This is a genomic window from Pedococcus soli (assembly GCF_054782575.1).
Genome location: NZ_BAAGSF010000004.1, coordinates 939,369 through 964,738, shown reverse-complemented (window position 1 = coordinate 964,738; position 25,370 = coordinate 939,369). Strand labels below are relative to the sequence as shown.

Here is a 25,370-nt window from a genome sequence, read left to right as displayed (position 1 = left end):
CCGACTGACCCATGGGCTTGTGCTGGGCACGTCCACGCCATACCGTGGATAGCGTCACTATCCAAGGGGAGGGCTGGACATGCCGACGGAGCACTCGTGGAACGCCCTGATCGCCGTCCACGCGGTCGCCGCCACGTTCGCCCTGGTGGTCGGCGCCGCCCAGCTGGTCCGGCGCCGCAGGGGCGACCGTCCGCACCGGGTCCTGGGGTGGACGTGGCTGTCCTGCATGTACTTCACGGCATTCAGCTCGTTCTGGATCCAGCAGCTGCGGCCCGGCAGCTTCTCGTGGATCCACGGCTTGAGCGCGTTCACGATCGTCACCCTGTCGCTGGGCCTGTGGAACGCACGCCGCGGCAACATCCGTGCGCACGCGGGCAACATGATCGGGACCTACGCCGGGCTGTGGGGCGCCTTCATCGGCGTCGTCGCCGTGCCGAGTCGCCTGGTGCCACAGGCCTTCCAGTCCAACTGGCTGGCGATGTCAGGCCTCACCCTCGCCATCGTCGCGGTGGGCCTGGCCCTCGTCGCGCTGGTGACCCGGCTGCTCGCTCAGGTCGGCGTGCCGTCGACGACGCGCGAGCCCGCGGCGATCTGACGCAACGGCGACAGCCACGCGAACCCCGCCGCCAGCACCCCCACGGACACGAGCGTCACCATCGCCGGCTGCACGGCCGTCGCAGCCGCCAGCGCACCACCGGCGATCGACCCGATGGTCCACCCCACACCCCACGACAGCATCCGGCCGGCGGTGTTGACGCGGCCGAGGAGGTGCTCGGGGGTCACCTGCATGCGGTAGGTCATCGAGGTGATGAGCACCAGCTGGTAGGCGACTCCCCAGACCACCATCCCGACGCAGGCCAGCACCCAGTTCGGGGCGAGCGCGGTCGCGATCCCCGCCACCGCCGACACCGGTATGGCGCCGAGCGTCACCCGCGCGACCCGGTGCCGCCTCAGGAGCGGCGGGACGAGGGCAGAGGCGAGGATGCCGCCGAGCCCCCACACGGCGAAGACGAGGCCGAACCGCCACCCCGAGGTGCCGATGTGGAGCACCTGGTCGGCCCACGGCACGAACAGCGCGACGAACCCGGCGCCGCCGATCGACTGGAGCATGCCGACGACGGTCTGCGACCGCACGCCCTCGTGGTGCCAGAGGAACCGCACCCCCTCGCGCACGTCGCGCAGGACCACGGCGGGCCGCAACGGGTCGAGGTGCTCGCGTGCCGAGGACAGGGCCCGCCGGATGGATCGCACCAGCAGGGCCGAGACGGCGAACGTGATGGCGTCGACGACGAGGAGCGTCGACGGGTGGACCACCGCCAGCGCCAGCCCCACGCCGGCCGGGACAGCCAGGTCGAGGACGCCACCGATCCCCCAAATCGCGGCGTTCGCGTCGCCCACCCGCTCGCGACCGACCAGGACCGGCAGGGCACCGAAGTTGGCACCGTCGAAGAACGTGAAGAGGCACTGCGCCACGAACCCCGCCACGAGCACGTGCGGGACGGTGAGGACGTCGAGGAAGTGCGCCACCGGGACCGAGCCGATCACCACGACGTTGGCGAGGTCGGCGGCGACCATGACGCGCTGACGGTTCCAGCGGTCGCTGAGGGCGCCGGCGAACAAACCGATCAGCAGGTAGGGCAACGCATCCAGCGTCGCCGTGAGGGCGGTCAGGGCAGCCGAACCCGTGAGCCGGTAGACGAGCACCGGCATGACGACGACCGTGATGAGCGACCCGCTGAGGGAGACGATGCGCGCCAGCCAGTACCGACGGAAGTCCCGGTCGTCGAGCAACCGCTGTGGCGGGCCTGCGGCTCCGGCCACGTCGTCGGTCATGCGGTGGAGTCTGCCTCAGGTGGCCGACGGCGGCGTCATCGCCGCCACGGGAGCGGGCGCGGAGACGGGGTCCTGCCGGTGCGCGCGCAGGTGCAGCCCGGCATCGAGCGCGGTCTTGAGGGCGATGAGCAGGACGCCCGACAGCACGGATGGTCCCGCGGCCGCGGTGTCGAGCGGGCTGCCCGGGACCAGGGACACCGACCCATCGGTGGAGAGCGGGCCCATGACCAGGAAGAAGCTGCCGATGACGGCGAGGTGCAGCACGAAGACCCGGCCATAGGGCTGCTTCATGGTCGCCATCAGCCCGTTCGCCCTGCGCTCACCCCGGGCGAACCAGTGGATCGCGGTCGACAGACCGTGGCTCAGGAACAGCACGAGGAAGACGAGGGTGAAGCTGCGGATGCTGCCACTGATGCCGCTGCGGTGGGCCAGCACGAACGTGAAGACGCCGTGCACGACCGTGAACAGGCCGTAGTGCAGGACGAAGAACCCGGCCACGAAGACCCGGGCGACGCTCCCGGCCAGCTGGACCGGGCGGCCGTTGACGTGGGCCGTGATCGTGCGCGGGTCGGTCAGCGCCTGGCCGGCACCGGACCCGGCGACCACGTCGGTCCCCTGGGCCGTCAGGAGCTTGACGACCTGCCAGATCCCCACGGCCACGTTCTCCAGCCAGTAGGTGACCAGCACGTCACCGGCTCCCCAGGCGCCCGTGAGCAGGGCCACGAGCGGGAACAGGTTGGCCCCGACGAGCATCACCAGCGTGAGGACCCGCGCCGTGCGCGCGGGCATGGTCCCGACCAGAACGGCCAGGGCCTGCAGCCCCAGCACCCGCAACAGCACTCCCACGCCCAGCCCCCTCACCCTGTGTCGCCGGGAGGCTAGCGCGGGGCACCGTGCCTGCGCCCCCGGTTCCGGCTCAAGCCCATCCGTTCGACCGGGTCGATGTGGGCGCCCGGTTCCCCGGAGGGCTCACGTCGACCCGCGGGGTGGGGCGACGGCGACGGGGTCAGCTGACGGCGGCCGCCGCGGCGCGACCGGCGACGCGGCCCGAGAAGATGCATCCACCCAGGAAGGTGCCCTCGAGCGCCCGGTAACCGTGCATCCCCCCGCCACCGAACCCGGCGACCTCGCCGGCGGCATACAGCCCCGGCACGGGCTCACCCGACGCGGACAGGACCCGCGCCGAGAGGTCGGTCTCGAGGCCGCCCAGGGTCTTGCGGGTGAGGATGTTGAGGCGGACCGCGATGAGCGGGCCGGCCTTCGGGTCGAGGATCCTGTGCGGGGCGGCGGTGCGGATCAGCTTGTCCCCACGGTAGTTCCGCGCTCCGTGGATGGCGGTGAGCTGCGCGTCCTTGCTGAAGTCGTTGTCGACCTGGCGGTCGCGGGCGACGACCTGGCGCTCGATGTGAGCGGCGTCGAGGGGGGCGTGGGGGGTGAGGGCGTTCATCCTGGCGACGAGCTCGCCGATCGTGTCGGCAGTGACGAAGTCGGCACCCCGGTCGAGGAACGCCCGAACGGGTGCGGGCATGTCGGCGCGCGCCCTGCCGAGGACGTCCTTCACCGACTTCCCCGTGAGGTCGGGGTTCTGCTCCGAGCCCGAGAGCGCGAACTCCTTGCCGATGATCCGCGCCGTGAGGATGAACCAGCTGTGGTCGTGCCCGGTCTGCCGCAGGTGCGCGAGCGTCCCCAACGTGTCGAACCCGGGGAACAGCGGTGCCGGCAGCCGGTCACCGTTGCCGTCGAACCACAACGAGCTCGGCCCGGGGAGGATGCGGATCGCGTGGTCCGGCCAGATGGGGTCGAAGTTCTCGATGCCCTCGACGTAGTGCCACATGCGGTCGCGGTTGACCAGGCGCCCGCCGGCCGCCTCCGTGATGGCCAGCATCCGCCCGTCGACGTAGGCCGGGACCCCCGTGAGCATGTGGGCCGGGGGTTCGCCGAGCCGTTCGGGCCAGTTGGCGCGGACGAGGTCGTGGTTGGCGCCGATGCCCCCGCTGGTGACGACGACCGCCTGCGCCGAGAGGGCGAACCCGCCCACGGACTCGCGCGAGGTGGGGCGTCCGCGCTCCGCGCCGTCGTCGGCGAGCAGGGTGCCCCGGACCCCCGTCACGGCGCCGTCGTGCGTGACCAGCTCGTCGACCCGGTGGCGGGGACGCAGCTGCACGCGCCCGCTGGCGACGTGCTCACGTACCCTCCGCTCGAACGGCTCGACGACCCCGGGGCCGGTCCCCCACGTGATGTGGAACCGCGGGACCGAGTTGCCGTGGCCCGTGGCGGTGCCGTCACCGCGCTCGGCCCAGCCGACCACGGGGAACCACCGCATCCCCTGCTGGTGCAGCCACGAGCGCTTCTCCCCCGCGGCGAAGTCGACGTAGGCCTCGGCCCACCGCACCGGCCAGCGGTCCTGGTCCTCGAGCCGGTCGAACCCCGCCGAACCCATCCAGTCCTGCAGCGCGAGGTCGGTGGAGTCCTTGATCCCCATCCGGCGCTGCTCCGGGCTGTCCACGAAGAACAACCCGCCGAACGACCAGAACGCCTGCCCGCCGAGGTTGACCGCACTCTCCTGGTCGACCACCACGACCCGCCGACCGGCATCGGCGAGCTCTGCGGTGGCGACGAGCCCGGCCAGTCCGGCCCCGACCACGATGACGTCAGCGTCCATGCCGGCCAAACTACGCGTCGGTAACGACGCCCGTCACCCGAACGCGTCCCTCGACCACGGCGAACCTCGCGTCGGCCAGCGTCCCGACGACGGCATCGGCGATGAGGTCGGCGGGCGCCGTGGTCGTGGTGACGGCCAGGGTGGCGCAGCCGGCCGCCCGGGCCGCCTCCAGACCGCCGGGGGCGTCCTCGACCACGAGGCAGTCACGCGGGTCGACACCGAGGAGCCGGGCGGCCAGGAGGAACGGATCGGGGTGGGGCTTCCCCTGCCGCACGTCGCTGGCCGTGACGACCACCCTCGGGGCCGGCAGACCGGTCGCCGCGATGCGGGCGTCGGCCAGCGGCCGGGTGCACGAGGTGGCGATGGCGCACAGGTCCGCACCCGTGAGGGTCGCGAGCGCGTCGAGCGTCCCGGGCAGGACGGTGATGCCGTCGGTGTCGGCCGTCTCGATCGCCTCGATCCGGTCCACGGCGGCGTCCACGCGGTCGGCGGGCAGCAGCTTCTCGGCGATCCCCCGGGCCGGGACACCGTGGAACCCGACCAGTCGCGCCGGGTCCACGCCCTCCTCCTCGGCCCAGCGCAGCCAGCTGCGGATGACCACCGGGATCGAGTCGATCAGGGTCCCGTCCATGTCGAACAGCACGGCGGCGAAGTCTCGCCCGTCCAGCGTTCCCAGGGTTCCCGGCATACCGACCAGCGTAGGCAGCGCGTCGTGGCGGCGACGACCCGGTTACGGTGAGGAGGTGAGCCCGCCCGCCGAACGCCCACGACGCAGGCGGCGTGTGCCCCTTCCCCTGCTGCGGACCGGCGGCATCCTGGCGCTCGTCCTGGGTTCGATCCTCGGAGGCGTCGCGGCCACGACGCTGTTCCCCACCTCGGTCGACACCCTCAACTACGGCGCCGACCTGCGGCTGTCGGCCAACCCGGCGGACCTCGGCACGATCCAGTCCCCGACGGTGTTCGGTGACATCCACCTCGACTTCGCCGGCCCCGTCCCCGCCCCCGGGGTCATCGCCGAGGTGCAGGTGAAGGAGCACATCACCGACCTCCTGGCCCGTCCCAACATCTCCATCAGCTCGCTGCAGCCCGGCCCCCTGGAGCTCGAACGCGCCGCACGGGACGCCGGGATCGGGCTGGCCCTGCGCTTCGCCGGCGGAGCCCTCGCGGTCACCCTGCTCGCCCTCGCCGCGTATGCCGCGTGGGCCCGACGGCGCCCGCGCGCCAGTCGGCTCGGGGTCGCCGCGGCGTGCTGGGTGGTCGCCTGCGCGGTGACGTTCGCGAGCATCGGCCTCGGGTACCGGCCCGAGCGGCTCGACCGGTTCACCACCACGGGCATCCTCGGTGCCGTCCAGCGCAACGCCGACCTGCTCGCCGGGGTCGAGACCCGCGCGGAGCAGACGACGCCGTACCTGAAGAACCTGCTGGCGCTCTCGGCCGCCCTCCAGGACAAGTACTCGCCGCAGGTGCTGGGCAAGCCGGTCGCCGCCCGGCTGCTCCTCGTCTCCGACATCCACGGCGCCAACCAGTACCCGCTGATGAAGACGATCGTCGCGGAGGAGGACGTCGACGCGGTCATCGACGCCGGCGACCTCGTCAACTTCGGCACCCTCGCCGAGGCGCAGGCAGCGGGAGTCCTCGACGGCATCCGTTCGCTCGGTGTGCCGTACGTCTTCGTCAAGGGCAACCACGACGCCCGGGCATCCAGCGACACCGAGCTGCTGCGCGCGCTGGCGAAGATCCCGAACGTCGTCCTGCTGGAGCCCGATGACGACAGCTACACGGTCCAGAGCATCGGCGGGGTGCGCATCGCGGGGTTCAACGACCCGCGCTGGTTCGGCGACGACAACCGGGACAACGCCGCCAAGCAGAAGGCGCCGGCGGCCCGCTTCGCGGCCGCCATGCAGGACCTGGCCCCGCCGGACCTGCTCGTCGCCCACGAGCCTGGCGCCGTCGACGCGATCGACCAGAAGTCCGGCGTCAAGGTCCACGGGCACATGCACGTCGACCAGCTCGAGGGCAACACGATCGGGGTCGGCACCTTCACCGGCGGCGGCGCCTTCAGCCACTTCCTCCAGGCGGCCAAGGACGAGGAGCTGACGGGCCAGCCGTCGGCGTTCGACATCGCCGCCTTCGGGGAGGACTGTCGCCTGAACTCCCTGACGCGGTACCAGTTCCGCAACGTCATCGAGGGCCGTCCGGCGTACGACGACGTCACCCTCATCAACGGCTCACGCATCGAGTCGACCCTCCCTCCGGTCCCGACCCCCGTCGGGACGGGCACCACCTCCACCCCGACGGCGCCACGGACCTGCTCCGCCGACCTCCCGCCGACGACGGAACGGGTCGCGGCTCCCCCGCGTTGACCGGCCATGGCGACCACCGAGAGCATCGTCCCCATCCTGCGCGTGGCCGATGCGGCCGCTGCCCTGCCGTGGTGGGAGCGCCTCGGCTTCGCGCACGTGCACTCGCACCGCTTCGCCGACGGCATGCCGGTGTTCATGACGATCCGTCGCGGCGACGTGCACGTGTTCCTCTCCGAGCACCTCGGGGACGCCGTTCCCGGAGGTCTCGTCTACCTGTGGGTCACGGACGTCGACGCGGTGGCACGGGAGTTCGGCACGCAAGTCGAGGACAACCCGTGGGGACGTGACACCGAGGTCGTCGACCCGGACGGCAACCGGGTCCGCGTGGGGCAGCGCGCCTAGGGTGCGTCGTCCACGCCGGGGATGCGCAGGGCCCCCACGGTGTAGGCGTAGGCCGACGACGGTGCCGACGCCCGGCAGGTCAACCGCTCCGGTGGGCTGACGGTCCGGGCGACGTCGGCCTGCACCAGCACCGGCAGCCGACCGGTGCCGAGGACGGTGACGCGGAACGACTCGTCGCCGAGCTCCTCGCAGAGGGCGTCACGGACGTCACCCAACCCTGCGGGTCCGTAGTCAGTGAGGACCGCTCCGAGGGCGGCCTGCACCGCGGGTGGGTGGGTGGACACCCCGCGGAAGTGGTGCGGGGTCACGGTTCCCCGCAGGTGCGCCTCCACGACCCGCAGGGCCGACGTGGCGTCGAGGTTGCCGTAGTACGCCCCGTCCGGCAGCAGGAGCACGTTCGGCGCGAAGCGGTCCCCGCCGATGTGCGAGCACTCCCAGGTGCGGTCGGCCCACCGTTGCGCCAGGGCGGCGACGACGGGTCGCCCACGGACCGCGCAGCACAGGTCGTGTCGCCCGTGGGTGCAGACGAGGACCAGGGGCGGCGTCGAGCCCGCCCGGGCGGTCGGCGGCGGCTCGGGACCGGAGCGCATCACCTCGGCCGCGCCGAGGAGGTCCTCCGGATGGCGCCAGCTGCCCCACTGCTGGGTGCCGTCCCGGTCGACGACGACCCAGGAACGCACCTCCCGGTGCGGCCGCCGGCCGGGGCGACGGATGAGCAGCGCCCGCCCCCGGACCGCGAGGGCGGCATCGTGCAGGGCGCGGCCGACCGGCCCCTCGAGCCCCGGGCTGCTGAAGGCCGCCGGGAGCCACGGCCCGTCGTGCTCGACGAGCAGCCACCGCAGTGCCGGTGCCGCGGACGCCGACAGGGAGTCGCCCCTGACCCGGGCCTCGGTGGCGCAGTGCGGGGGCGTCGTCACGCCGGGACGGCGATGCCGGCGATGACCAGCCGGCGGGCCAGGTCCACGCCGAGCAGCGACGCCGTCGCCCCACCCTCGTCGAGGAACGCCCGCACCCGGTCGACCTCGCCCGGCTCGATCCGCAGCGTGCCCGCGCGACTGGTCAGCACGGCATACCCCTCGTGGAGGGTGAGGTCGGCCTCGAGGTGGGGCCGCATCCGCAGGGCGGTCTGCTCGTCGAGGTCCCGGGCCAGCGCGTGCTGGGCCAGCGGGCCGAGGGGCGCCGCCCGCTGGGCGCCTCGCAGGGTGGCCGACAGCGCGGCGGACAGGTCCGTGGCGTCCAGCTCCGCGACGGCCCGCTGTATGGCGGCTCGCACGAGCTCCACGTCGGCGGCCCGCGCGGCGGGGTCGGCGAGAGGGGTGCCGAGCGGAAGCGACGCGCGGACGGCCGGGTCCTGCGCCGCCCTGGACAGGGCGGCCTTGAGCATCTCGTCGGCGAGGTGGTGACGGGTCCAGGAGTGCACCCCGACGGTCAGGTGGGTGCTCACCCCACCCAGGGCAGTGGCCGAGTGGAGGTAGCCGCGCGGGAGGTAGAGGCAGTCACCGGGTTCGAGCGTGGTCTCGATCATGGGGACCTCGCGCGCAGCCTCCTCGACGGCGGCTCGGCGGTCGGTCCACGGCTGGTGGCGCAGGGGGCTGTCGAGGACGGGCCGGCGGATCCGCCACCGCTTGGTGCCGGAGACCTGCAGGACGAACACGTCGTGGACGTCGTAGTGGTCGCTGAAACCGGTGTTCTGCGGCGGGGTGACGTAGGCGTTGACCTGGGTCGGGTGGCCCAGGTCGGCAGCCAGCTGCTGGGCGAACTCGACGACCGGCCCCCACGTCCGGTGCAACCCCTGCAGCACGAGGGTCGCGCCGTCTGCGAACTGCCGCAGCACGAGGTCGTCGCTGGCCTGGTCGGCGATCGCGGCGCCGGTGCCGCCGCCCCGGGTGAAGGCGCGGTCGTTCAGGGTCGAGCCCTCCTTGGCCATCCGCAGGAACGGCGTCCGCAGACCGCGTGTGGAGATGAGCTCGTCGACCGCAGCCTCGGAGAAGAGGTCGTCGAACGGCAGCGGCAGGTCTCGGGCCCGAGTGAGGAGGGGCTCGGCCCCCCAGTGCTCAGCGGCGAAGGTGTCCGCGTCGATCGCGACGATTCGGCGCAGGGCAGGGTGCCCGCTCGGCGGAGCGGGCACCCTGCTGCTGGTCGTCGCTGTCACAGGTCGGAGTGGCTCGGTGGACCGGGCCGCCTAGCTCGCGCCGCCGTCGGCACCACCGTCGTGGCCACCGGCGTTGGCGCCACCGTCGGCCGGGCCCTCGCCCGCGCCGCCATCGGCACCACCGTCAGCGCCACCGTCGGCACCGCCATCAGCACCACCGTCGTGGCCGCCCGCGTTCGCGCCACCGTCGGCCGGGCCCTCGCCCGCGCCGCCGTCCGCGCCGCCATCGGCACCGCCGTCGTGGCCTCCGGCGTTCGCACCGCCGTCAGCCGGGCCTTCGGTCTCCGTGGGGTCGAGAGGGGTCTCGCTCATCGCTGTTCTCCCTTGTCTGTCGGGGCGGGCCTGGGGCCAGGCCGCGCGGTCGGCGGCACTCGCCGACCTCACCTTCCTATTGCACTTCGCGGGTCGGCGCCACTGCTGGAGCGACATCCGCGCAGGTCAGGGGATGGTTCGCAGTCCGGCCACCCGGCACAGGGCGGCGAAACCGTCGGACGTTCCACGCCAGTGACGTCGCAGCTCGTCCAGACCCACGGTCCGGACCACCGAGCGCAGGGTCCACACGACCACGACCACGTCATCGGCATACCCGATGACGGGGAGGAAGTCGGGCACGAGGTCGAACGGCATCGCGAGGTAGGCCAGCAGCAGCCCGAGGCGCACCCGGACGCCACGCGGCTGGACCGGGTCGGCGGCGACGTCACGCACCAGGCGCAGGAGGTCGGGCAGCAGTCGCACCGACTCGCCCAGCAACGACCCCCGAGGGCGGACCGCGACGAGCGCGACGAGCAGGGCGAGCCAGGTGACGACCAGGCCCGCCGCGACTCCGACCAGCAGTTCGCGCCACACGTCGACGAGTCTGTCAGGGCCGCTCCCCCTGCGCCGAGGGGCCTTTGTCTCGGTCAGAGAGCGTTAAGGAGTTGGCAAGGGTTCAGCGCCGAACCGCCACAAAGCACCCACCCGGCCTACTGTGCGGAGCACCGTTCCAGTGGACCAGGGAGTGTCAATGGCGATGACCCGGACGTTCGGCGCGATCACGGCCCTGGTGGCCGGCACGGCGCTCACGTTGTCAGCAGCACCCGCGAATGCCGCGGGATCCTATGTCGCACTAGGCGACTCGTACTCCTCGGGCACGGGGACCCGCACCTACATCAACGACGGGACCTCGTGCCAGCGGTCGGTCTACGCCTACCCGTCGCTGGTCTCGGCCAGCAAGGGCCTGGCGCTGAACTTCCGCGCCTGCTCGGGGGCCACGGTCGCCGACGTCACCAGCACCCAGCTCAGTGCACTCTCCGCGTCCACGACCCAGGTGAGCATCTCGGTGGGCGGCAACGACGCCGGGTTCGCCGACGTCCTGACCGAGTGCGCCCAGCCCGGGTGGGCCAGCGACTGCAACGGCGCGATCGACGGCGCGCAGTCGATCATCAACGGCACCATCCCCAGCCGGCTGGCGACGCTCTACTCCTCGATCCGGTCCAAGGCGCCGAACGCCAAGGTCGTCGTGGTCGGGTACCCGCGCATCTTCATGGGCGAGGACTGCAACGCGTTCACGTGGTTCTCCCCGGCCGAGGAGTCACGGCTCAACTCCACCGCCGACCTGCTCAACAGCAAGATCTCGTCCGCCGCGTCGGCCCGGGGGTTCAGCTTCGTCAACCCCACGAGCCGCTTCACCGGCCACGCCGTCTGCGACTCGGTCGAGTGGCTGAACGGCCTGTCCAACCCCATCAGCGACAGCTACCACCCGAACGTCGCCGGCCACCGCGACGGGTACGCCCCGCTCGTCAGCACTCCTCTGACAGGGAGTGGCCTCAAGGTCTCTGCGGCAGACCTGCGCACTGCCCGGGCGAGCAGCAGCCGCTTGGCCGACCAGCAGCGCCGTTACGCCGCAGCCGATTCCACGATCGCGCCCGAGGTCGTCCGCATCCCCGACCTGGGCTCGCCGGCGATCAGGGCTGCAGCGCAGCGCGCCGGGGTCGACCTGTCGAGCCGGGCCAGCATCGACGCAGCGGACCGCGCCTGGTCCGCGCGCCAGGCGAAGGCGTTCGCCGCCCGCTGACCGACCCACGCCGCCCCGACCCGACACCACCCGACCCGACCCGACACGGCAAGACGCCGGTTGTGCGGCATCCCGCGGGACGACGACCCGAGGTATGCCGCGCAACCGGCGTCTTGCGTGCAGGCGAGGTTCAGGCGCGACCGTGGGCGGCGCGGCTGCGACGGCTCAGGGAGTCGACGATCACGGCGAGCAGCAGGACGCCACCGGTGATCATGTAGCGCTCCGGCGAACCGAGGTTGACCAGGCTGAGGCCGTTCGAGATCGACTGGATCACGAGGATCCCCAGCAGTGCCGAGTAGGCCGTGCCACGACCACCGAAGAGGCTCGTGCCACCGATGACGGCTGCGGCGATGGCGTTGAGGTTGGTGTCCACACCGCCGCTGCCCTGGTTGGCCGAGGCGAGTCGACCGGCGGCCAGGAGGCCACCCAGCGCGGCCAGCGTCGAGCAGAACACGAACACCGTCACGTAGATCCGGCGCACGTTGATGCCGGCCCGCCGAGCAGCCTCGACGTTGCCGCCGATGGCGAGCACCGAACGGCCCCAACGGGTTCGGCGGATGACGAAGTCGAAGACGACGACCAGCGCGACGAACAGCAGGAACATGTAGGAGACGCCGCGGTCGCGGTTGAGCACGTACACCGGGATGCCGAGCAGCACGAGCAGGGCGACGGCGCGGACGGCCAGGGCGACCACCGGGGTCGTGGACAGGCCGGCAGCGGTCCGGCGCTGGTTGGCGCGCAGCCGCGTCGCGACGTACACGGCGACCACGACGAGGACGAGGACGTAGGCGACGGCGTCCGACAGGAAGCTCGCCTGCGCGAACTTCACGAGCCCGGAGTCGAACGGGATGTTGATCGACCCCTCCTTGCCCAGCACCTTGAGCTGCAGGCCGAGGAAGGCGAGCAGGCCGGCCAGGGTGATGACGAAGCTGGGCACACCGAACCGGGTGTACAGCAGTCCGTACACCGCACCGATGACGGCGCCGGAGGCCAGGGCGGCGAGGATGGCCAGGGGCAGCGACCAGCCGTGGCCGACGAAGCCGACCGCGAGGATCGCCGCGGACAGGCCGCTCATCGAGCCGACGGACAGGTCGATCTCGCCGAGCAGCAGCACGAGCACGATGCCGAGCGCGATGGTCCCGGTGGCTGCACTCTGCTGGGTGAGGTTGACCAGGTTGCGGCTGGAGAGGAAGGCGTCGTTGGCCAGCTGGAACACGCCCCAGATGACGATGAGGCCGACGACGACGGGCAGCGACCCGAGGTCACCGCTGCGCAGCCGGGACAGGAACGCCCGGAGGAATCCGGACACCCCCTGCGAGGCGATGAGGCGCTCGTCCTGCAGGTCCGCGGGAAGGGCCGCGGTCGTGTCGGCGGACTGCGCCTCGGGCATGGGGGTGGGCGCGCTCATGACTGCTCCTCCGAGGTGGACGGGGTGCCGTCCGGGGTGGTGGCCGGGCTGGACTCGCGGCGGGCGGCCCGCTGGGAGACGGCGTTGGTCGTCGCGCCGGTGATCGCGGCGATGATCTCCTGGCTGGTCGTCTGGCTCACGGCGAAGGTGCCGTTGTTCCGGCCGAGGCGCAGCACGCTGACGCGGTCGGCGACGGCCATGACGTCGGACATGTTGTGGCTGATGAGGATGACGCCGAGACCGTTCTCGCGCAGCCGTTCCACGAGGTTCAGCACCTCTGCGGTCTGGGCGACACCGAGCGCGGCCGTCGGCTCGTCGAGCATGACCACCTTCGGCGCACCGAGCAGCGACCGCGCGATGGCCACGGTCTGTCGCTGGCCACCGGAGAGGCTCGCGACGGGGATGCGGACCGACGGGATCTTCGCGCTGAGCTGGCGCAGCAGCCGCCAGGACTCCTGCTCCATGGTCACCTCGTCGAGGGCGCGGCCCGTGTAGAGCTCGCGGCCGAGGAAGAGGTTGGCCACGACGTCGAGGTTGTCGCAGAGCGCGAGGTCCTGGAACACCGTGGCGATGCCGAGGTGCTGGGCCTCCGCCGGGCTGCTGACCGTGGCCTGCTTCCCGTCGAACGTCATCGTGCCGCCGTCCGGGGTGTACACCCCGGCGATGGTCTTGACGAGGGTGGACTTCCCGGCGCCGTTGTCACCCACGAGGGCGACCACCTCTCCGGCGTGGACGTCGAAGTCGATGTCCTTCAGCGCCTGCACGGCACCGAAGCGCTTGCTGACACCGGTCAGCGACAGCACTGCTGTCGTCGCCGGGGAGAGAGTCGCGGTCATGTCAGTCCTCCGGTGGTTCTCGAGGGGGTCACGGCCCGAGTCTGGGGGGCCGGGTGTGCCTGCGGGTGGGAACGCGCCGGTCGGCGCGTTCCCACCCGTGGACGGAGCTCGTCAGCTGATGCCGGCAGCGGTGCACGCCGCGGCGAACGAACCGGCGCAGATGTCGGCGACCTTGTAGACGTTGTCCTTGACGATGGTGTCCTTGATCGTGTCCTTGGTGACGGCGATCGGGTCGAGGATCGTCGAGGGCACGCCCTCGGTGTCGGTCGTCGAGGCCGGCTTCTGCTTGTTGGCCAGGGCGATCGCGGCCTTGGCGGCAGCCTCGGCCTCCGGCGGGATCGGCTTGTAGATGGTCATGGCCTGGTCACCAGCGAGGATCCGCTGGATGGCGGCGATCTCGGAGTCCTGACCGGTCACGGGCGGCAGGGGCTTCACGCCGCCGGCCTTGAGGGCGGCGATGGCGCCACCGCCGGTGCCGTCGTTGGCCGCGTACACGCCGACGAGGTTGCCCTTGACCGCGGAGATCTGGCCCTCCATCCACGCCTGCGCCTTGTCGGGGCTCCAGTCCGGGGTGTCGTACTCGGCCGCGACCTTGTAGCCGCTGGAGTCGATGACGCTGTGGGCGCCCTTCTTGAAGCTGGCGGCGTTGGGGTCGGTCGGCGAGCCGTTGATCATGACCAGGTCCCCGGAGGTCTTGCCGTCCTTCTTGAGGATGTCGACCAGGGTCTGGGCCTGGAGCTTGCCGACGCTCTCGTTGTCGAAGGAGACGTAGTAGTCGACGCCGGAGATGAAGCGGTCGTAGGCCACGACCGGGACACCCTGGCCCTTGGCGCTGGCGGCGATGGCCGCTGCGGCCTTGCCGTCCACCGGGTCGAGCACGAGGACGTTGGCGCCCTGCGTCAGCGCGGCCTCGGCCTGCTGCTGCTGCTTGCTCGCGTCCTGGTCGGCGTTGCTGTAGATGATCGAGCAGTCGGCGCAGTCCTTCTTGACGGCTGCCTCGAACAGGGGACGGTCGAAGGTCTCGTAGCGCGTGGTCTTGGACTCGGGCAGCAGGAAGGCGATCTTCTTGGCCTTGGCGCCACCGCCGCTCGAGGACGAGCCGCCGGAGGAGTCGTCACCGCTGCCACAGGCAGCGATCGTTGCGAGGCCGAGGCCAGCCACGAGAGCGGCCCCGGCGAGACGAACGGAACGGGTGGGCATAGCTGAACTCCCTTGGTCAGACACCGGCATCCACTCTGGTGCGGGCTTGGGTCGAGTTAAGCGCCGTCACCCGCTTGGCGTCAAGAGTTGAATTCAAGAAATAGACGCGGCACCGACGAGGACACCCTCGTTGGCCGGCAGCAGGGCGGCTGCCGAGACCAGGGCACCGACGACGTCGGCGTCCGTGTCGAGCTCGCCGAGCACGACCTCGACGGAGGCTGCGGCACTCGGTATGGCGCACCGCTCGAGGGAGGCGCGCAGGGGTCCGGTGATGATCGTCCCCACCTTCGCCAGCTGCCCCCCGAGCACGACGACCTCGGGGTTGACGAGGTTGACGACGCCAGCCACGGCCACCCCCAGGTGGCGTCCGGCGTCCTCGAGGACGCGCCGGCAGCCGGGGTCGCCGTCGAGCGCTCGGTGGATGACGTCGCGCAGGCTGAGCGGGCCGTGCGAGGCGGCCAGCACCTCGAGCAGGCCCCGCGAACCGATGTAGGTCTCCAAGCAGCCACGGTTGCCGCAGCGGCACACCGGGCCGTTCTCGTCGATGGTCATGTGGCCGATCTCACCCGCCGTGCCGGCAGCCCCGCGGAAGATCTCACCGTCGAGGATGAGCCCCGCGCCGACGCCGTGCGAGAGCTTGATGTAGACCGCGTGCTGAACCCCTTGCAGCACACCACACCTCAGCTCACCGAGGGCAGCGAGGTTGGAGGTGTTGTCGACGATCACCGGGGCGTGGAGGCGACCCGCCATCTCGTCGGCGACGGCCACCCCGCGCCAGCCGGGCAGGATGCTCTCGCTGCCCACCTGGCCGGAGATGCGGTCGACCGGAGCGGGGATCCCGATCCCGACGGCGCGCACGTCGGCCATCGTCTTGCCGGCCTTCTCGACCAGGTCGAGCAGCAGGCGGGAGGCCCGCTCCATACCCTCGTCCGCGGCGTGGTCGGCGGGCAGCGGCATGCGCTGGCGGCCCACGATGTCGCGCGGCCCGGTGCCGATCGCCACCCGCACGTCACGGTCGCCGAAGGCGATCGCGGCGAGCAGGGTGTTGCCGGTGGCCAGCGACACGAGGACCGCCCGCCGGCCGTTGCGGATGCTCGGCTCGAGCTCGACCGCCCCCGCCGTGTCGAGGTCCCGCACGAGGTTGGACACGGTGGCCGGGCTGAGGCCGGTGAACCCCGCGATCTCGACCTGCGTCATCGCCCCCTGGTCGCGCAGCGCCTCGAGGACACGCAGACGGTTGGCTTCACGCAGGGACGCCTGCGAGCCGGGAGCCGCCTGTGATGGATTCACGGCTTAAACATAAAGGGACAGATGCTCGAATGGGTAGACCCGAACCGACCCCGGGGTTCAGGCGGTCCTGACGGTGTCGTCGACAGCATCGGTCGTGTCGGCGACACCCGCGCCGACGCCGGCGCCGACACCGGCGGCGGCGCCGACCGTGAGGCCGTGTCCGAACGCGAAGAGCGGGTCCTCGAACCCGGGCACGTCCTCGCCGTGCCGGCGGACGTCCTCCATCGAGCGCGGGAGGTCGAACGGGAGCCGGCCCTGCGGGGCCACGGCCCCGGTCAGGGCGTCGAGCAGGGCGGTGTCGCTCGAGCCGTAGCTGCCGACCACGGCGGCCGCGAACGGCAGCAGCGGCGTGACGATGGCCGGCCGGTCCAGGATGACGTCCACGACCAGCGGGCAGTGGGCCGCGATGCGCGCCAGCCGGGCGACCAGGCCGGGCGGGAACTCCAGCGAGCCCTGGTGGAACCACGACTCCAGGAACAGGTCGCTGCGCGCGTCGAACGGCGCGTGCAGCCGCACCACCGCGACGTCGGCGCCCTCAGGACTGGCCACGGGCACCCCGACGGCCTCGACGGCCGGGGTGGACACGTTCTCGGCGTAGATGCGCGCGCCGGTGGCCAGCGGGAGCGGCGCCTCAAGGGCGTCCGTGCCGTTCTGGAGGACGGTGACCGACCGCGCCTGGGCGGCGTGCCCGGCGGCCCGGAAGTCGGCTCGGCCCACGGTGCGGGCAGCCAGCTCCTCGTCGACGTAGGGGTCGTCGAACAGGCCGAGCCGGAACTTCACGGCGAGCAGGCGGCGGGCCGACTCGTCGATGCGCTCCTCGGTCACCCGGCCCTCCTTGACGAGGTCGAGGAGGAGGTCGACGCACTCCTCGCCACCGAACTGGTCCGCCCCCGCGTGGAGGATGAGCTCCATCCGGCCGTGGGGGTCGAGGTGCTCGACACCCCAGGCGCGCGCCGGCAGGACCTGGTCACCGACGTGGTTGTCGTTGACGAGCTCCCAGTCGGTGACGACGACGCCGTCGTAACCGAGCTTCTCGCGCAGCAGGCCGGTGACGATCTGCCGGTTGTAGCCGAAGCCGACCTCCTCGATCTGCTCGCCGTCGATCTCGAGCCCGACGGGCATGCCGTAGTAGGGCATGATCCCGGCGGTGCCCGCCTCGATCATCGGCGGGAACGGCTTGAGGTGGTCGGCGAAGCGACCGCCCGGGTAGACCTGCTCGCGGCCGTAGGGGAAGTGCGCGTCCTCGCCGTCCTTCTGCGGGCCGCCGCCGGGGAAGTGCTTGCTGGTGCAGGCGATGCTGTCGGGACCCAACGAATCCCCTTGGAAGCCAAGGAGGTACGCGACGCCCAGCTCGGTCACCAGGTCAGGGTCCTGGCCGAACGTGCCGGCCTGCCGGGCCCAGCGCGGCTCGGTCGCGAGGTCGAGCGTCGGGTGCAGGGCGGCCCTGATCCCGACCGCGCGGTACTCCTGCCGGGCGACGTCGCCGAACTCGCGCACGGCGTCGACGTCGCGCAGCGCCGCGAGCCCGAGCGGCTCCGGCCACTGGGAGAACGCCTTGGCGCTGAAGGAGACCCCGGAGTTCTCGATGAAGGCGTGGCGCGGGTCCGTGGAGACCGTCACGGGTATGCCGTGCGGCGTCTGCTCGGCCAGGGCCTGGAGTGCGTTGTGCCACCGGGCCGCCAGGCGCGCGTCCTCGAGGTGGTGCACGTTGAAGTGCGTGAGGTGCTTGGTCAGCACGACCTCGCTCGTGGGGGACTTGCTGATCGCCCCGGGCGACTCGAGGACCGTGCCGTCGGCACCGGCCTCGATCACCGTCTGGAACATCAGGCCCACCTTCTCCTGCAGGGACAGCCTGCCGAGCAGGTCCTCCACCCGCTGCTCGACGGGGAGACGGGGGTCCTCGAAGGGGTCCATCCGGCCGTTGCCGTTGAGGTCGCGGTACTCGACACCGTCGGGTGAGGTCTGGCGGGCCGGCTGCATGGAGGGTCCTCTCGAGGGGTCTACGTCGTGTTCGTGGAGGGGGTGCGTGGCCGGGGCGGGGGGAACCCCGACCACGCACGTCTCTGGGTGGTGCCGGTCAGGCGATGCCTGCGCCGAACTCCTCCGCGCCGATGACCGGGCGCAGTCGGCGCTCGACGTCGCGGGTGCTGAACGCACGACGGATCACGTTGTCCGCCAACACGTTGCCGATGGCACCCATGATCATCGCCTGGTCGAGCGAGAGGTACCGGCGGGCGATCGTGCCGGAGTGCACGGCGACGGCGTCGAAGAAGCCGCCCTTGCCGTAGGCCTTGAGCTCGTCCTCGATCTTGGCGAGGTTGGTGAACGCCTGGCGGGGCTCGTGCATCATCGCGAGGAACGAGGCGTGCGGCGTCACGACACCGTCGCCGAACTTCGGCGTGGGGTTGGTCCCGGCGCGGCACTCGCCGAAGCCGACGTCGACGTTGGTCTTCTCCTTGTCGGAGAAGTAGCCCTCGGGGTTCATGCCGAGCCGGTCGACGCCGTACTCGCGGTACCCGGCGAAGGGGTCGCTTGCGGGCGAGAAGCCCCAGTAGCCGTAGCCGGCCTCGTCGAGGCCGTGCTCGCGCTGGGCGCGCACGTGCAACGGGTGGTTGAGGCCCCAGCTGCGCGGGGCCCAGCTCGCCTCGGGGACGAAGACGTCGGGCATGAGCTCCTCGAACATCGAGCCACCCCAGCCGGGGACGATGTGCATCCCGCGGTAGGTGTAGGCACCCTCGTAGACGTCGACGCCGAGGTAGGTGCGGTTCTCGCCGACCGGCTGCGACTCGGGCCAGGCCCAGTCGCAGGTCGCCGGGAAGGTGCGCCACATCGCGAAGTAGTGGTTGGCCGGGACCTGCCCCGTGAGGATGCCGAGGTAGCTCGTGATGCGGGTCTCGGACACGGTCGTGTCGTAGTGGTGGTTCGTCAGCCAGACGTCGGGGCCGACGCCGATGTGGTTGCCGTAGAAGCCGTCGGTCCGGTTCGGGGGCTGCACGACGAAGAACCCGCCGTGCATCAGGCCCGGCTTCCGTGAGGCGTTGGTGTCGTAGAAGCTGTCCCAGCGCATCCGACCGAAGAGCTTCTTCGCCAGGGGCGCGGAGCCGGGGTCGGCGGTCATGACGACCTTGAGCGCGGCACCGAGCCAGCCGTTGTCGACGCTCGAGAGGAACGGGTCCACCCGGTCGCCCGTGCCGGGCCACGACGTCAGCTTGGCGCCGGTCGCCTCGTCGTACCAGTTGTAGTACATGCCACTCGGCTCGTGGTGCTCCATGCGGAGCAGGGTCGACAGCGTCTGGCGCAGCCGACGGGTGCACTCGCCGCGCGAGATGATGCCGAGGTCGCGGGCCACGACGGCCGACCACAGGTAGCCACCGATGTTCGTCGGCGACGTGTAGCCGGAGCGGTCAGCGGCGGTGAGGCCCTCGTTGATGTTGTCGGCCGGGAGACCGGTCTTCGGGTCGGTCATGGCCACGAGGCTGTGCCAGGTGTCCTTGGCCCAGCGCCGGACGCGGTCCTTCTGCACGCCGGCGCCGGCAGCGCCACCGAGCACCACGGGTGCGGCGGCTGCAGCAGCCGGAGCGGCCGAGGCGCGCTGGGTGGTCAGGCCCACGGCCGCGGCGGCGGTCGCGCCGACGAGCAGCTGGCGACGGCTGGGTGCGACTCGGCCGGCGGCGGAGAGGGCGGAGGCCGCCGAGTCCGGTATGACGAGCGGTGACTGGGTGGGTACGTGGAGCTGGGGCATGGGTGAGACTCCTTTGTCGGGATCGGTCACGTGGTGCCGTGCTGGTGGCGCGGTGGCGCCGGGATCACTTGATGCCGGTGGTGGCGATGCCCTCGATGAACTTGCGCTGGAAGGCGAGGAACACCGCGAGGACGGGGATGACGACCACGGTCGCGCCGGCGAGGAGCAGGCCGTAGTTCGTGCTGTTCTGGCCCTTGGAGTAGAGCGCCAGCGCGACGGGAAGGGTGTAGGTCTTCTCGGACTGCGCCACCACCAGCGGCCACAGGAAGTTGTTCCAGCTGCCGAGGAAGGTGAGGATCCCGAGGGTCGCGAGGGCCGGTCCGCACAGGGGCAGGATGATCCGCGCGAAGATGCGCAGCTCACCGGCACCGTCCACGCGCCCGGCGTCGAGCAGGTCACGCGGGAGCCCCGAGATGAACTGCCGCATGAGGAACACGCCGAACGGGCTGACGAGGAAGGGCAGGATCAGGCCGGGCAGCGTGTCGATGAGGCCGGCGTTCGCCACGAGGACGAACAACGGCACGAACGTCACGACGCCGGGGATCATCAGCGTCGCCATGACGATGCTGAACAGCGCCTTCTTGCCCTTGAAGTCGAGCATGGCGAGGGCGTAGCCGAGCATCGAGCAGAACAGCAGGTTGCCGGCGGTGACCGCCACGGCCACGACGATGGAGTTGGTGAAGTACGTGCCGAAGTCGAGTCGGGAGAACAGCTGCGTGTAGTTGTCCAGGGACGCGGAGTGCGGCCACCAGGTCGGGGGCGTCTGGCGCAGCTCACCCTCGCTCTTGAAGCTGCCGAGCACCATCCAGGCGAACGGTGCGACGACGGCGACGAGGCAGAGGCTGAGGATGCCGTAGAGCCACCAGCGGCTGGACTGCTTGCTGCCCGCCATCGTCGCGTTGGTGCCGACGGGTTCGGTGGGCCGCGGGGTACGGCCGAACCGGCCGCGGGTGGACTTCGGGGCGGGGACCGGCGTCGTGGCCTTGTCCGTGGTCGTGGTCATGGCGATCAGTCCTTCTCGCGCAGCAGTCGGAACTGGATGGTGGTGACGACCGCGATGACGATGAAGATGATGTAGCTCAGCGACGCGGCATACCCGTAGTTGCCGAAGCCGAACTGCTTGTAGGTGTACATCGACATCGAGATCGTGCTGTTCAGCGGGCCACCGTTGGTCATCACGAAGGGCTCCTCGAAGAACTGGAGGTAGCCGACGCCCGTGGTGACGGAGACGAACAGGATGGTGGGTCGAAGCATCGGGAGCGTGATGTGCCGGAACCGCTGCCACGCACCGGCGCCGTCGATCGCGGCTGCCTCGTGCAGCATCCACGGCACGGCCTGGAGGCCGGCCAGGAAGATGATCATCGCGGTGCCGAAGTTGCGCCACGACGCCATGAGGATCAGGGCGGGCATCGACCAGTTCGGGTCACCGAGCCAGTTCGGGCCGTTGATGCCGAACCAGCCGAGCACGGTGTTGATCAGCCCGGAGTCCTCCTGCAGCAGGAAGCGCCAGACCACGGCCACGGCGACGATCGAGGTGATGACCGGGAGGTAGAAGCCGAGGCGGAAGACCGAGCGCAGCTTGGTGATCCCGCGGTCGAGGACCACGGCGGCGGCCAGCGCCATCGTCAGGGTCAGGGGGACCCCGACGAGGACGAAGTAGGCGGTGTTGCGGGCGGCCTGGAGGAACTGGTCGTCCGAGAGCGCCTTGGTGAAGTTGTCCAGGCCCACGATGTCGACGGCGAACGGGGTCTTGAGGTCCCGGGCCCGCGTGTCCGTGATGCTCATGAACAGGGACTGGATGACCGGCCACACCGTGAAGGTGAGGAACAGGAGGCAGAACGGCAGGGCGAGGATCCAGGCGGCCCGGCCCTCACCGAACGCGCCACCCCTGCGCGACTTCGCGGTCCCCCCGCGGGGCGGCCGACCGGTCGGGTCGGCCTCCCCACGAGTGGTGACCTCTGATGTGGCGGCCATGACTACTGACCGGTCCCGATGGACTCAGCCTGCGACTGGACGGACTTCAGCGAGGCGCTGGTGTCGGCGTCCTGCTTGGTGATCTTCTCGAGCTCGGTGTCGAACTGCGCGACGACCTGCTCCCACGTCGCGAACGACGGCGGGGCCTGGGCGGTCTTGAGCTGCTCACCGAAGACGGCCAGCTTCTTGTCGGCGGCGATGGACGGGTCCTGCCACGCGCTCTGCACGGACGGCAGGTCGGTCGACTGCGTGTACCACTTGGCCTGGGTCTTCGGGTCGGCCAGGAACTGGGTGAACTTCCAGGCGGTGTCGCGCTGCTTGGAGTTCTTGAAGACGACGAAGTCCGAGCCGCCGACGAAGGACGAGGAGGTCTTCTTGGTGGGCATGGGGGCCACGGCGTACTTGTCCTTGAAGCCGGCGCCGCCGACCTTCTCGACCGCGGACATCATCCACGGGCCGGAGATGAACATCGGGACCTTGCCGCTGGCGAAGTCGGGCTCGGTGGTCGGGGTCGCCGGGGCGGCCTTGTCCGAGATGCCCTCGTCGAAGTAGCTCTTGTAGTAGTCGACGGCTTCCTTGATCTCCGGGGAGTCGAAGTTGTAGCCCTTGCCGCCGTCCTTGGTGAGGTCGGCGCCGTTGGACCAGGCGAACGGCATCACGGTCTGCCAGGAGCCGGTGCCGCCGGCCTGCAGGCCGATGCCCCACTTGGCGCCGGCCTTGGTCTGCATGCCCTTGGCCATCGCCTTGAGCTCTTCCCAGGTCTTGGGGGCCTCGGTGAAGCCGGCCTTCTTGGCGAGGTCGGTGCGGTAGTAGACCAGGCGCGTCTCGACGTACCACGGGATGCCGTACGAGGTGTCGCCCACCTTGGTGGTCTTCTGGGCACCCTCGAAGAACTGCGAGGTGTCGATCGACTTGGGCGTCGGGTCGAGCGCCCCGAGACCGGCGAACTCACCCATCCACGTGGTGCCGACCATGGCTGCGTCGGGCGTCTTGCCCGCCGTGATGGCGGTGGTGAACTTGTCGTGCGCCGCGTCCCACGGGATGGCGGTGACGTTGACCTTGGCGCCCGGGTTGGCGGCCTCGAAGTCCTTGGCCAGGGCCGGGAGCTTCTCGCCCTCGGCGCCCATGGCCCAGACCGTGATCGTGCCCGTGGCCTTGCCGGAGCTGATGTCCTTGCCGGTCTCGGCGGCGGCGCTGCCGCCGCTGTCACGGCCGCACGCGGTCAGCGTGAGGGCGGCGGCGGTCATGGTGGCGACCGCGATCGCAGAGGTGCGTCTCATCGGGGTGTCTCTCTTTCATCGGGGTGAGGGGGACGGACGGGAAGGCAGTGGCGTGCGCCGATGGGGCGTCACGCGGGGCGCGCTAGGGCTGGGCGCGGACGGCCACCGGAGGCGGCGGGCAGCCGCAGGAGGCGCGGATGACCAGGTGGGTCGGGATGATCTGGGCGCCGCGGGGGGCGGCCGAGCCGGTGATGCGCTCGTGGAGGAGGTCGGAGGCGCGGGCGCCGAGCTCGCGCACCGGCTGGCGGACCGTCGTGAGCCCGGGCTCGACGTAGCGAGCGGTCATCACGTCGTCCCAGCCCACGACCGCGACGTCCTCGGGGACGCGCAGCACGCTGCCGCGCAGCCGCACCATGACGGCGAGGGCGAGCTCGTCGTTGGCACAGACGAGGGCATCGGCCTCGAGGTCACCGCGCAGCAGGCGGTCGGCGAGGGCGGTGCCGTCGTCCTCGCGCAGCGCCACGGGCACGGCCTCGGCCGCCACGATCCCGGCCGCGGCGTGGGCGGCGACGAACCCGGCATACCGGTCGCGGATGTCGGGACCGGACGCGGGGTCACCGACGAACAGGACGCGACGGCGACCGTGGCGCAGGACGTGCTCGGTGATCTCGCGGGCGCTGGAGGTGTTCTCCGAGCGGACCGTGTCGACGTCGGCGCTCTCGTCACCGGCGATGAGGACGACCGGCTTGCTGCCACCGAGGGCCGTCACCGTCTCGTCGGGGATCGCGGACGAGCCGAGCATCGCGAGGCCGTCGACGCGGGTCGCCAGCTTCCGCACGGCTCGGGGCAGGTCGGCCTTGCCCTCGGCGAGCATCAGGACGACGCTCTGCCCGAGCTCGGCGGCACGGTACTCGAAGCCCATGAGGAGCTCGGAGTAGTAGGGACCGGAGAGCTCGGGGAGGACGAGGCCATGGGCCTCGTGGTGCCGCACGGCGAGGCTCCGGGCGGCAGCCAGTGGCACGTAGCGCAGCTCCTCGGCGGCCTCGAGCACCCGCTTGCGGGTCTTCTCGGAGACGGCTTGGGAGCCCTGCAGCACGCGGGACACCGAGGCGATCGAGACGCCGGCGCGCTCGGCGACGGAGTAGATCGTCGCCCCCGCGGGGTGTCTCGTCGGGTGTCCCGAACTGGTGGCCATCAGGCTGCCTTCCTCGTTGAAAGCGCTTACAAATCTGTTTCGACCATGCCAGAGGACAGCCGACTGCGCAAGGCCCCGGGCGTGTCGGACGCCCTGACGGCCCGGCGCCGACCTCGCCCCCCTGAGCAGCTGGGGACGCGGAGGTCAGTCGGCCAGGAGGCTGTCGGCGAGCTCGTGGTCGACGACGAGGCCCTGGACGAGGCGGCCCTCGAGGGCGGCCCGGACCGCGGCGCCCTTGGCCCGGCCGGAGGCCACCGCGATGACCTCCGGTATGCCGCTCAGGGCTTCCGCGTCGATGGTGATCAGGCGCGCAGCGACCTTGGGGCGCAAGGGTTTTCCGTCTGCATCGAAGAAGACGCCGGCCAGCTCGCCGACCACCCCGCGACTCGCGAGGTCGAGCTGCTCGGCCGCGTCGAGCAGGTCGTGGATGGTGGACCCGCCAGCGCTCCAGTGCCCGATCCCGACGACCGCCTTGGTCACCGCCGAGGCCCGCGCCAAACCCTCCGCGACGGCGGGTTGGCGGCGCAGGGCGTCGGCGCTGGCCTTGGTGTCGAGGACGAACGGCGCGTAGAAGACACGGGCTTTCCCACCCCCGAGACGAGCCGCCCGCCGCACGATGTCGACGGCGCTGCTGTCGAAGTCCGGCAGCGCGATCGCCCCCGTCAGCTGCACCACCTCGACCCGCGGCAGGGACGTCAGGGCGCCCACCATGGCGTGCACGTTGCGCGACCACGGCAGCCCCAGGACGTCGTCCTCGACGAGCACCTCCGACAGGAGGTCGGCCGCGGCCTTTCCCAGCTGCTGCCGGACCGCGCCCGGGTCGGCGTCGGCGGTGTCCACGACGACGGCGTGGGCGAGGCCGAAGCGCTCCTGCAGGCGGGCGGAGGCATCCACGTCGAGCGAGCCCTGGCGGACGATCTCGATCCGCACCAGGCCGCGGTCGCGGGCCGACTCGAGCAGCCGGGCGACCTTGAAGCGACTGATCCCGAGCTCGTCGGCGATCTCCACCTTCGACCGGTGGTGCAGGTAGTGGCGGCGGGCCACGGCAGCGAGCAGCACCAGCTCGGCGGGTCCGTCCTGCGCCATGTCGCCCATCCTCA

23 protein-coding genes are annotated in these 25,370 nt (G+C 71.4%); 4 read left to right on the top strand and 19 right to left on the bottom strand.

Translation table 11 applies throughout. The features are described from left to right. Positions 1-79: 79 nt before the first annotated feature. On the top strand, positions 80-595 hold the full coding sequence (locus ACYVKF_RS10590; RefSeq protein ID WP_056916218.1) for a DUF2306 domain-containing protein: 516 nt from the start codon (positions 80-82) through the stop codon (positions 593-595). On the opposite strand, the gene ACYVKF_RS10585 is transcribed toward ACYVKF_RS10590, so the two are convergent. From ACYVKF_RS10585 to ACYVKF_RS10570, 4 genes are all read right to left on the bottom strand, one after another. Next, the gene (locus ACYVKF_RS10585) at positions 550-1,833 is read right to left on the bottom strand and encodes an MFS transporter (protein WP_056919388.1); all 1,284 of its coding nucleotides are present in this window, start codon (positions 1,831-1,833) and stop codon (positions 550-552) included. The genes ACYVKF_RS10590 and ACYVKF_RS10585 overlap by 46 nt on opposite strands. 15 nt (positions 1,834-1,848) lie before the next feature. Then, the gene (locus tag ACYVKF_RS10580) at positions 1,849-2,679 is read right to left on the bottom strand and encodes a DUF6498-containing protein (protein WP_460966396.1); all 831 of its coding nucleotides are present in this window, start codon (positions 2,677-2,679) and stop codon (positions 1,849-1,851) included. Between the two features lie 160 nt (positions 2,680-2,839). Beyond that, complete coding sequence (locus ACYVKF_RS10575) at positions 2,840-4,495, bottom strand: FAD-binding dehydrogenase (RefSeq protein ID WP_056919561.1); 1,656 nt, start codon at positions 4,493-4,495, stop codon at positions 2,840-2,842. A 10-nt stretch (positions 4,496-4,505) separates the two neighbouring features. Further along, the gene (locus tag ACYVKF_RS10570; RefSeq protein ID WP_056916215.1) at positions 4,506-5,183 is read right to left on the bottom strand and encodes an HAD-IA family hydrolase; all 678 of its coding nucleotides are present in this window, start codon (positions 5,181-5,183) and stop codon (positions 4,506-4,508) included. A 55-nt stretch (positions 5,184-5,238) separates the two neighbouring features. Between ACYVKF_RS10570 and ACYVKF_RS10565 the strand changes: the two genes are divergently transcribed. Together ACYVKF_RS10565 and ACYVKF_RS10560 are read left to right on the top strand one after the other, a co-directional pair. Continuing rightward, on the top strand, positions 5,239-6,858 hold the full coding sequence (locus tag ACYVKF_RS10565; RefSeq protein WP_460966395.1) for a metallophosphoesterase family protein: 1,620 nt from the start codon (positions 5,239-5,241) through the stop codon (positions 6,856-6,858). 6 nt (positions 6,859-6,864) lie between these two features. Further along, the gene (locus tag ACYVKF_RS10560) at positions 6,865-7,200 is read left to right on the top strand and encodes a glyoxalase superfamily protein (protein WP_056919391.1); all 336 of its coding nucleotides are present in this window, start codon (positions 6,865-6,867) and stop codon (positions 7,198-7,200) included. On the opposite strand, the gene ACYVKF_RS10555 is transcribed toward ACYVKF_RS10560, so the two are convergent. From ACYVKF_RS10555 to ACYVKF_RS10540, 4 genes are all read right to left on the bottom strand, one after another. After that, positions 7,197-8,117, bottom strand: a complete 921-nt coding sequence (locus tag ACYVKF_RS10555; protein ID WP_056916212.1) for a sucrase ferredoxin — start codon at positions 8,115-8,117, stop codon at positions 7,197-7,199. The two genes, ACYVKF_RS10560 and ACYVKF_RS10555, sit on opposite strands and share 4 nt — an antisense overlap. Continuing rightward, positions 8,114-9,352 (bottom strand): cupin domain-containing protein, encoded by a 1,239-nt coding sequence (locus ACYVKF_RS10550; RefSeq protein ID WP_460966394.1) that lies wholly within the window; start codon positions 9,350-9,352, stop codon positions 8,114-8,116. The genes ACYVKF_RS10555 and ACYVKF_RS10550 overlap by 4 nt, the downstream gene beginning before the upstream one ends. A gap of 30 nt (positions 9,353-9,382) precedes the next feature. After that, positions 9,383-9,664, bottom strand: coding sequence for a hypothetical protein (locus ACYVKF_RS10545; protein ID WP_460966393.1), 282 nt, complete (start codon positions 9,662-9,664; stop codon positions 9,383-9,385). 126 nt (positions 9,665-9,790) lie between these two features. After that, positions 9,791-10,198: a YkvA family protein gene (locus ACYVKF_RS10540; protein WP_460966392.1), complete on the bottom strand. Its 408-nt coding sequence runs from the start codon at positions 10,196-10,198 to the stop codon at positions 9,791-9,793. 157 nt (positions 10,199-10,355) lie between these two features. Here ACYVKF_RS10540 and ACYVKF_RS10535 point away from each other — a divergent pair, with 157 nt between their 5' ends. Further along, entirely contained in the window at positions 10,356-11,405 is a 1,050-nt protein-coding gene (locus ACYVKF_RS10535) for an SGNH/GDSL hydrolase family protein (RefSeq protein ID WP_460966391.1), read from the top strand. 130 nt (positions 11,406-11,535) lie between these two features. Here the strand turns inward: ACYVKF_RS10535 and ACYVKF_RS10530 are convergent, their stop codons facing one another. From ACYVKF_RS10530 to ACYVKF_RS10480, 11 genes are all read right to left on the bottom strand, one after another. Next, positions 11,536-12,813 (bottom strand): sugar ABC transporter permease, encoded by a 1,278-nt coding sequence (locus tag ACYVKF_RS10530; protein ID WP_460966390.1) that lies wholly within the window; start codon positions 12,811-12,813, stop codon positions 11,536-11,538. Then, positions 12,810-13,649 (bottom strand): ATP-binding cassette domain-containing protein, encoded by an 840-nt coding sequence (locus ACYVKF_RS10525; protein ID WP_056916207.1) that lies wholly within the window; start codon positions 13,647-13,649, stop codon positions 12,810-12,812. The genes ACYVKF_RS10530 and ACYVKF_RS10525 overlap by 4 nt, the downstream gene beginning before the upstream one ends. A gap of 111 nt (positions 13,650-13,760) precedes the next feature. Beyond that, complete coding sequence (locus ACYVKF_RS10520; protein WP_056916206.1) at positions 13,761-14,849, bottom strand: ABC transporter substrate-binding protein; 1,089 nt, start codon at positions 14,847-14,849, stop codon at positions 13,761-13,763. A gap of 93 nt (positions 14,850-14,942) precedes the next feature. Further along, positions 14,943-16,139 carry an ROK family transcriptional regulator gene (locus tag ACYVKF_RS10515; RefSeq protein WP_056916205.1) on the bottom strand — a complete coding sequence of 399 codons (1,197 nt, stop codon included), beginning with the start codon at positions 16,137-16,139 and terminating at the stop codon, positions 14,943-14,945. A 57-nt stretch (positions 16,140-16,196) separates the two neighbouring features. Next, positions 16,197-18,119, bottom strand: coding sequence for a glycoside hydrolase family 3 protein (locus ACYVKF_RS10510; protein WP_460966389.1), 1,923 nt, complete (start codon positions 18,117-18,119; stop codon positions 16,197-16,199). A gap of 97 nt (positions 18,120-18,216) precedes the next feature. Then, complete coding sequence (locus ACYVKF_RS10505; RefSeq protein ID WP_082553224.1) at positions 18,217-19,881, bottom strand: glucoamylase family protein; 1,665 nt, start codon at positions 19,879-19,881, stop codon at positions 18,217-18,219. Positions 19,882-19,945: 64 nt separating this feature from the next. Then, entirely contained in the window at positions 19,946-20,884 is a 939-nt protein-coding gene (locus tag ACYVKF_RS10500) for a carbohydrate ABC transporter permease (RefSeq protein WP_082553225.1), read from the bottom strand. A gap of 5 nt (positions 20,885-20,889) precedes the next feature. Further along, positions 20,890-21,855 (bottom strand): carbohydrate ABC transporter permease, encoded by a 966-nt coding sequence (locus tag ACYVKF_RS10495; protein ID WP_460966388.1) that lies wholly within the window; start codon positions 21,853-21,855, stop codon positions 20,890-20,892. Positions 21,856-21,857: 2 nt separating this feature from the next. Then, the gene (locus ACYVKF_RS10490) at positions 21,858-23,135 is read right to left on the bottom strand and encodes a sugar ABC transporter substrate-binding protein (protein ID WP_460966387.1); all 1,278 of its coding nucleotides are present in this window, start codon (positions 23,133-23,135) and stop codon (positions 21,858-21,860) included. A gap of 82 nt (positions 23,136-23,217) precedes the next feature. After that, positions 23,218-24,270 (bottom strand): LacI family DNA-binding transcriptional regulator, encoded by a 1,053-nt coding sequence (locus ACYVKF_RS10485; protein WP_056916203.1) that lies wholly within the window; start codon positions 24,268-24,270, stop codon positions 23,218-23,220. 144 nt (positions 24,271-24,414) lie between these two features. Beyond that, positions 24,415-25,356 (bottom strand): sugar-binding transcriptional regulator, encoded by a 942-nt coding sequence (locus ACYVKF_RS10480; RefSeq protein WP_162246847.1) that lies wholly within the window; start codon positions 25,354-25,356, stop codon positions 24,415-24,417. Positions 25,357-25,370: the final 14 nt, after the last annotated feature.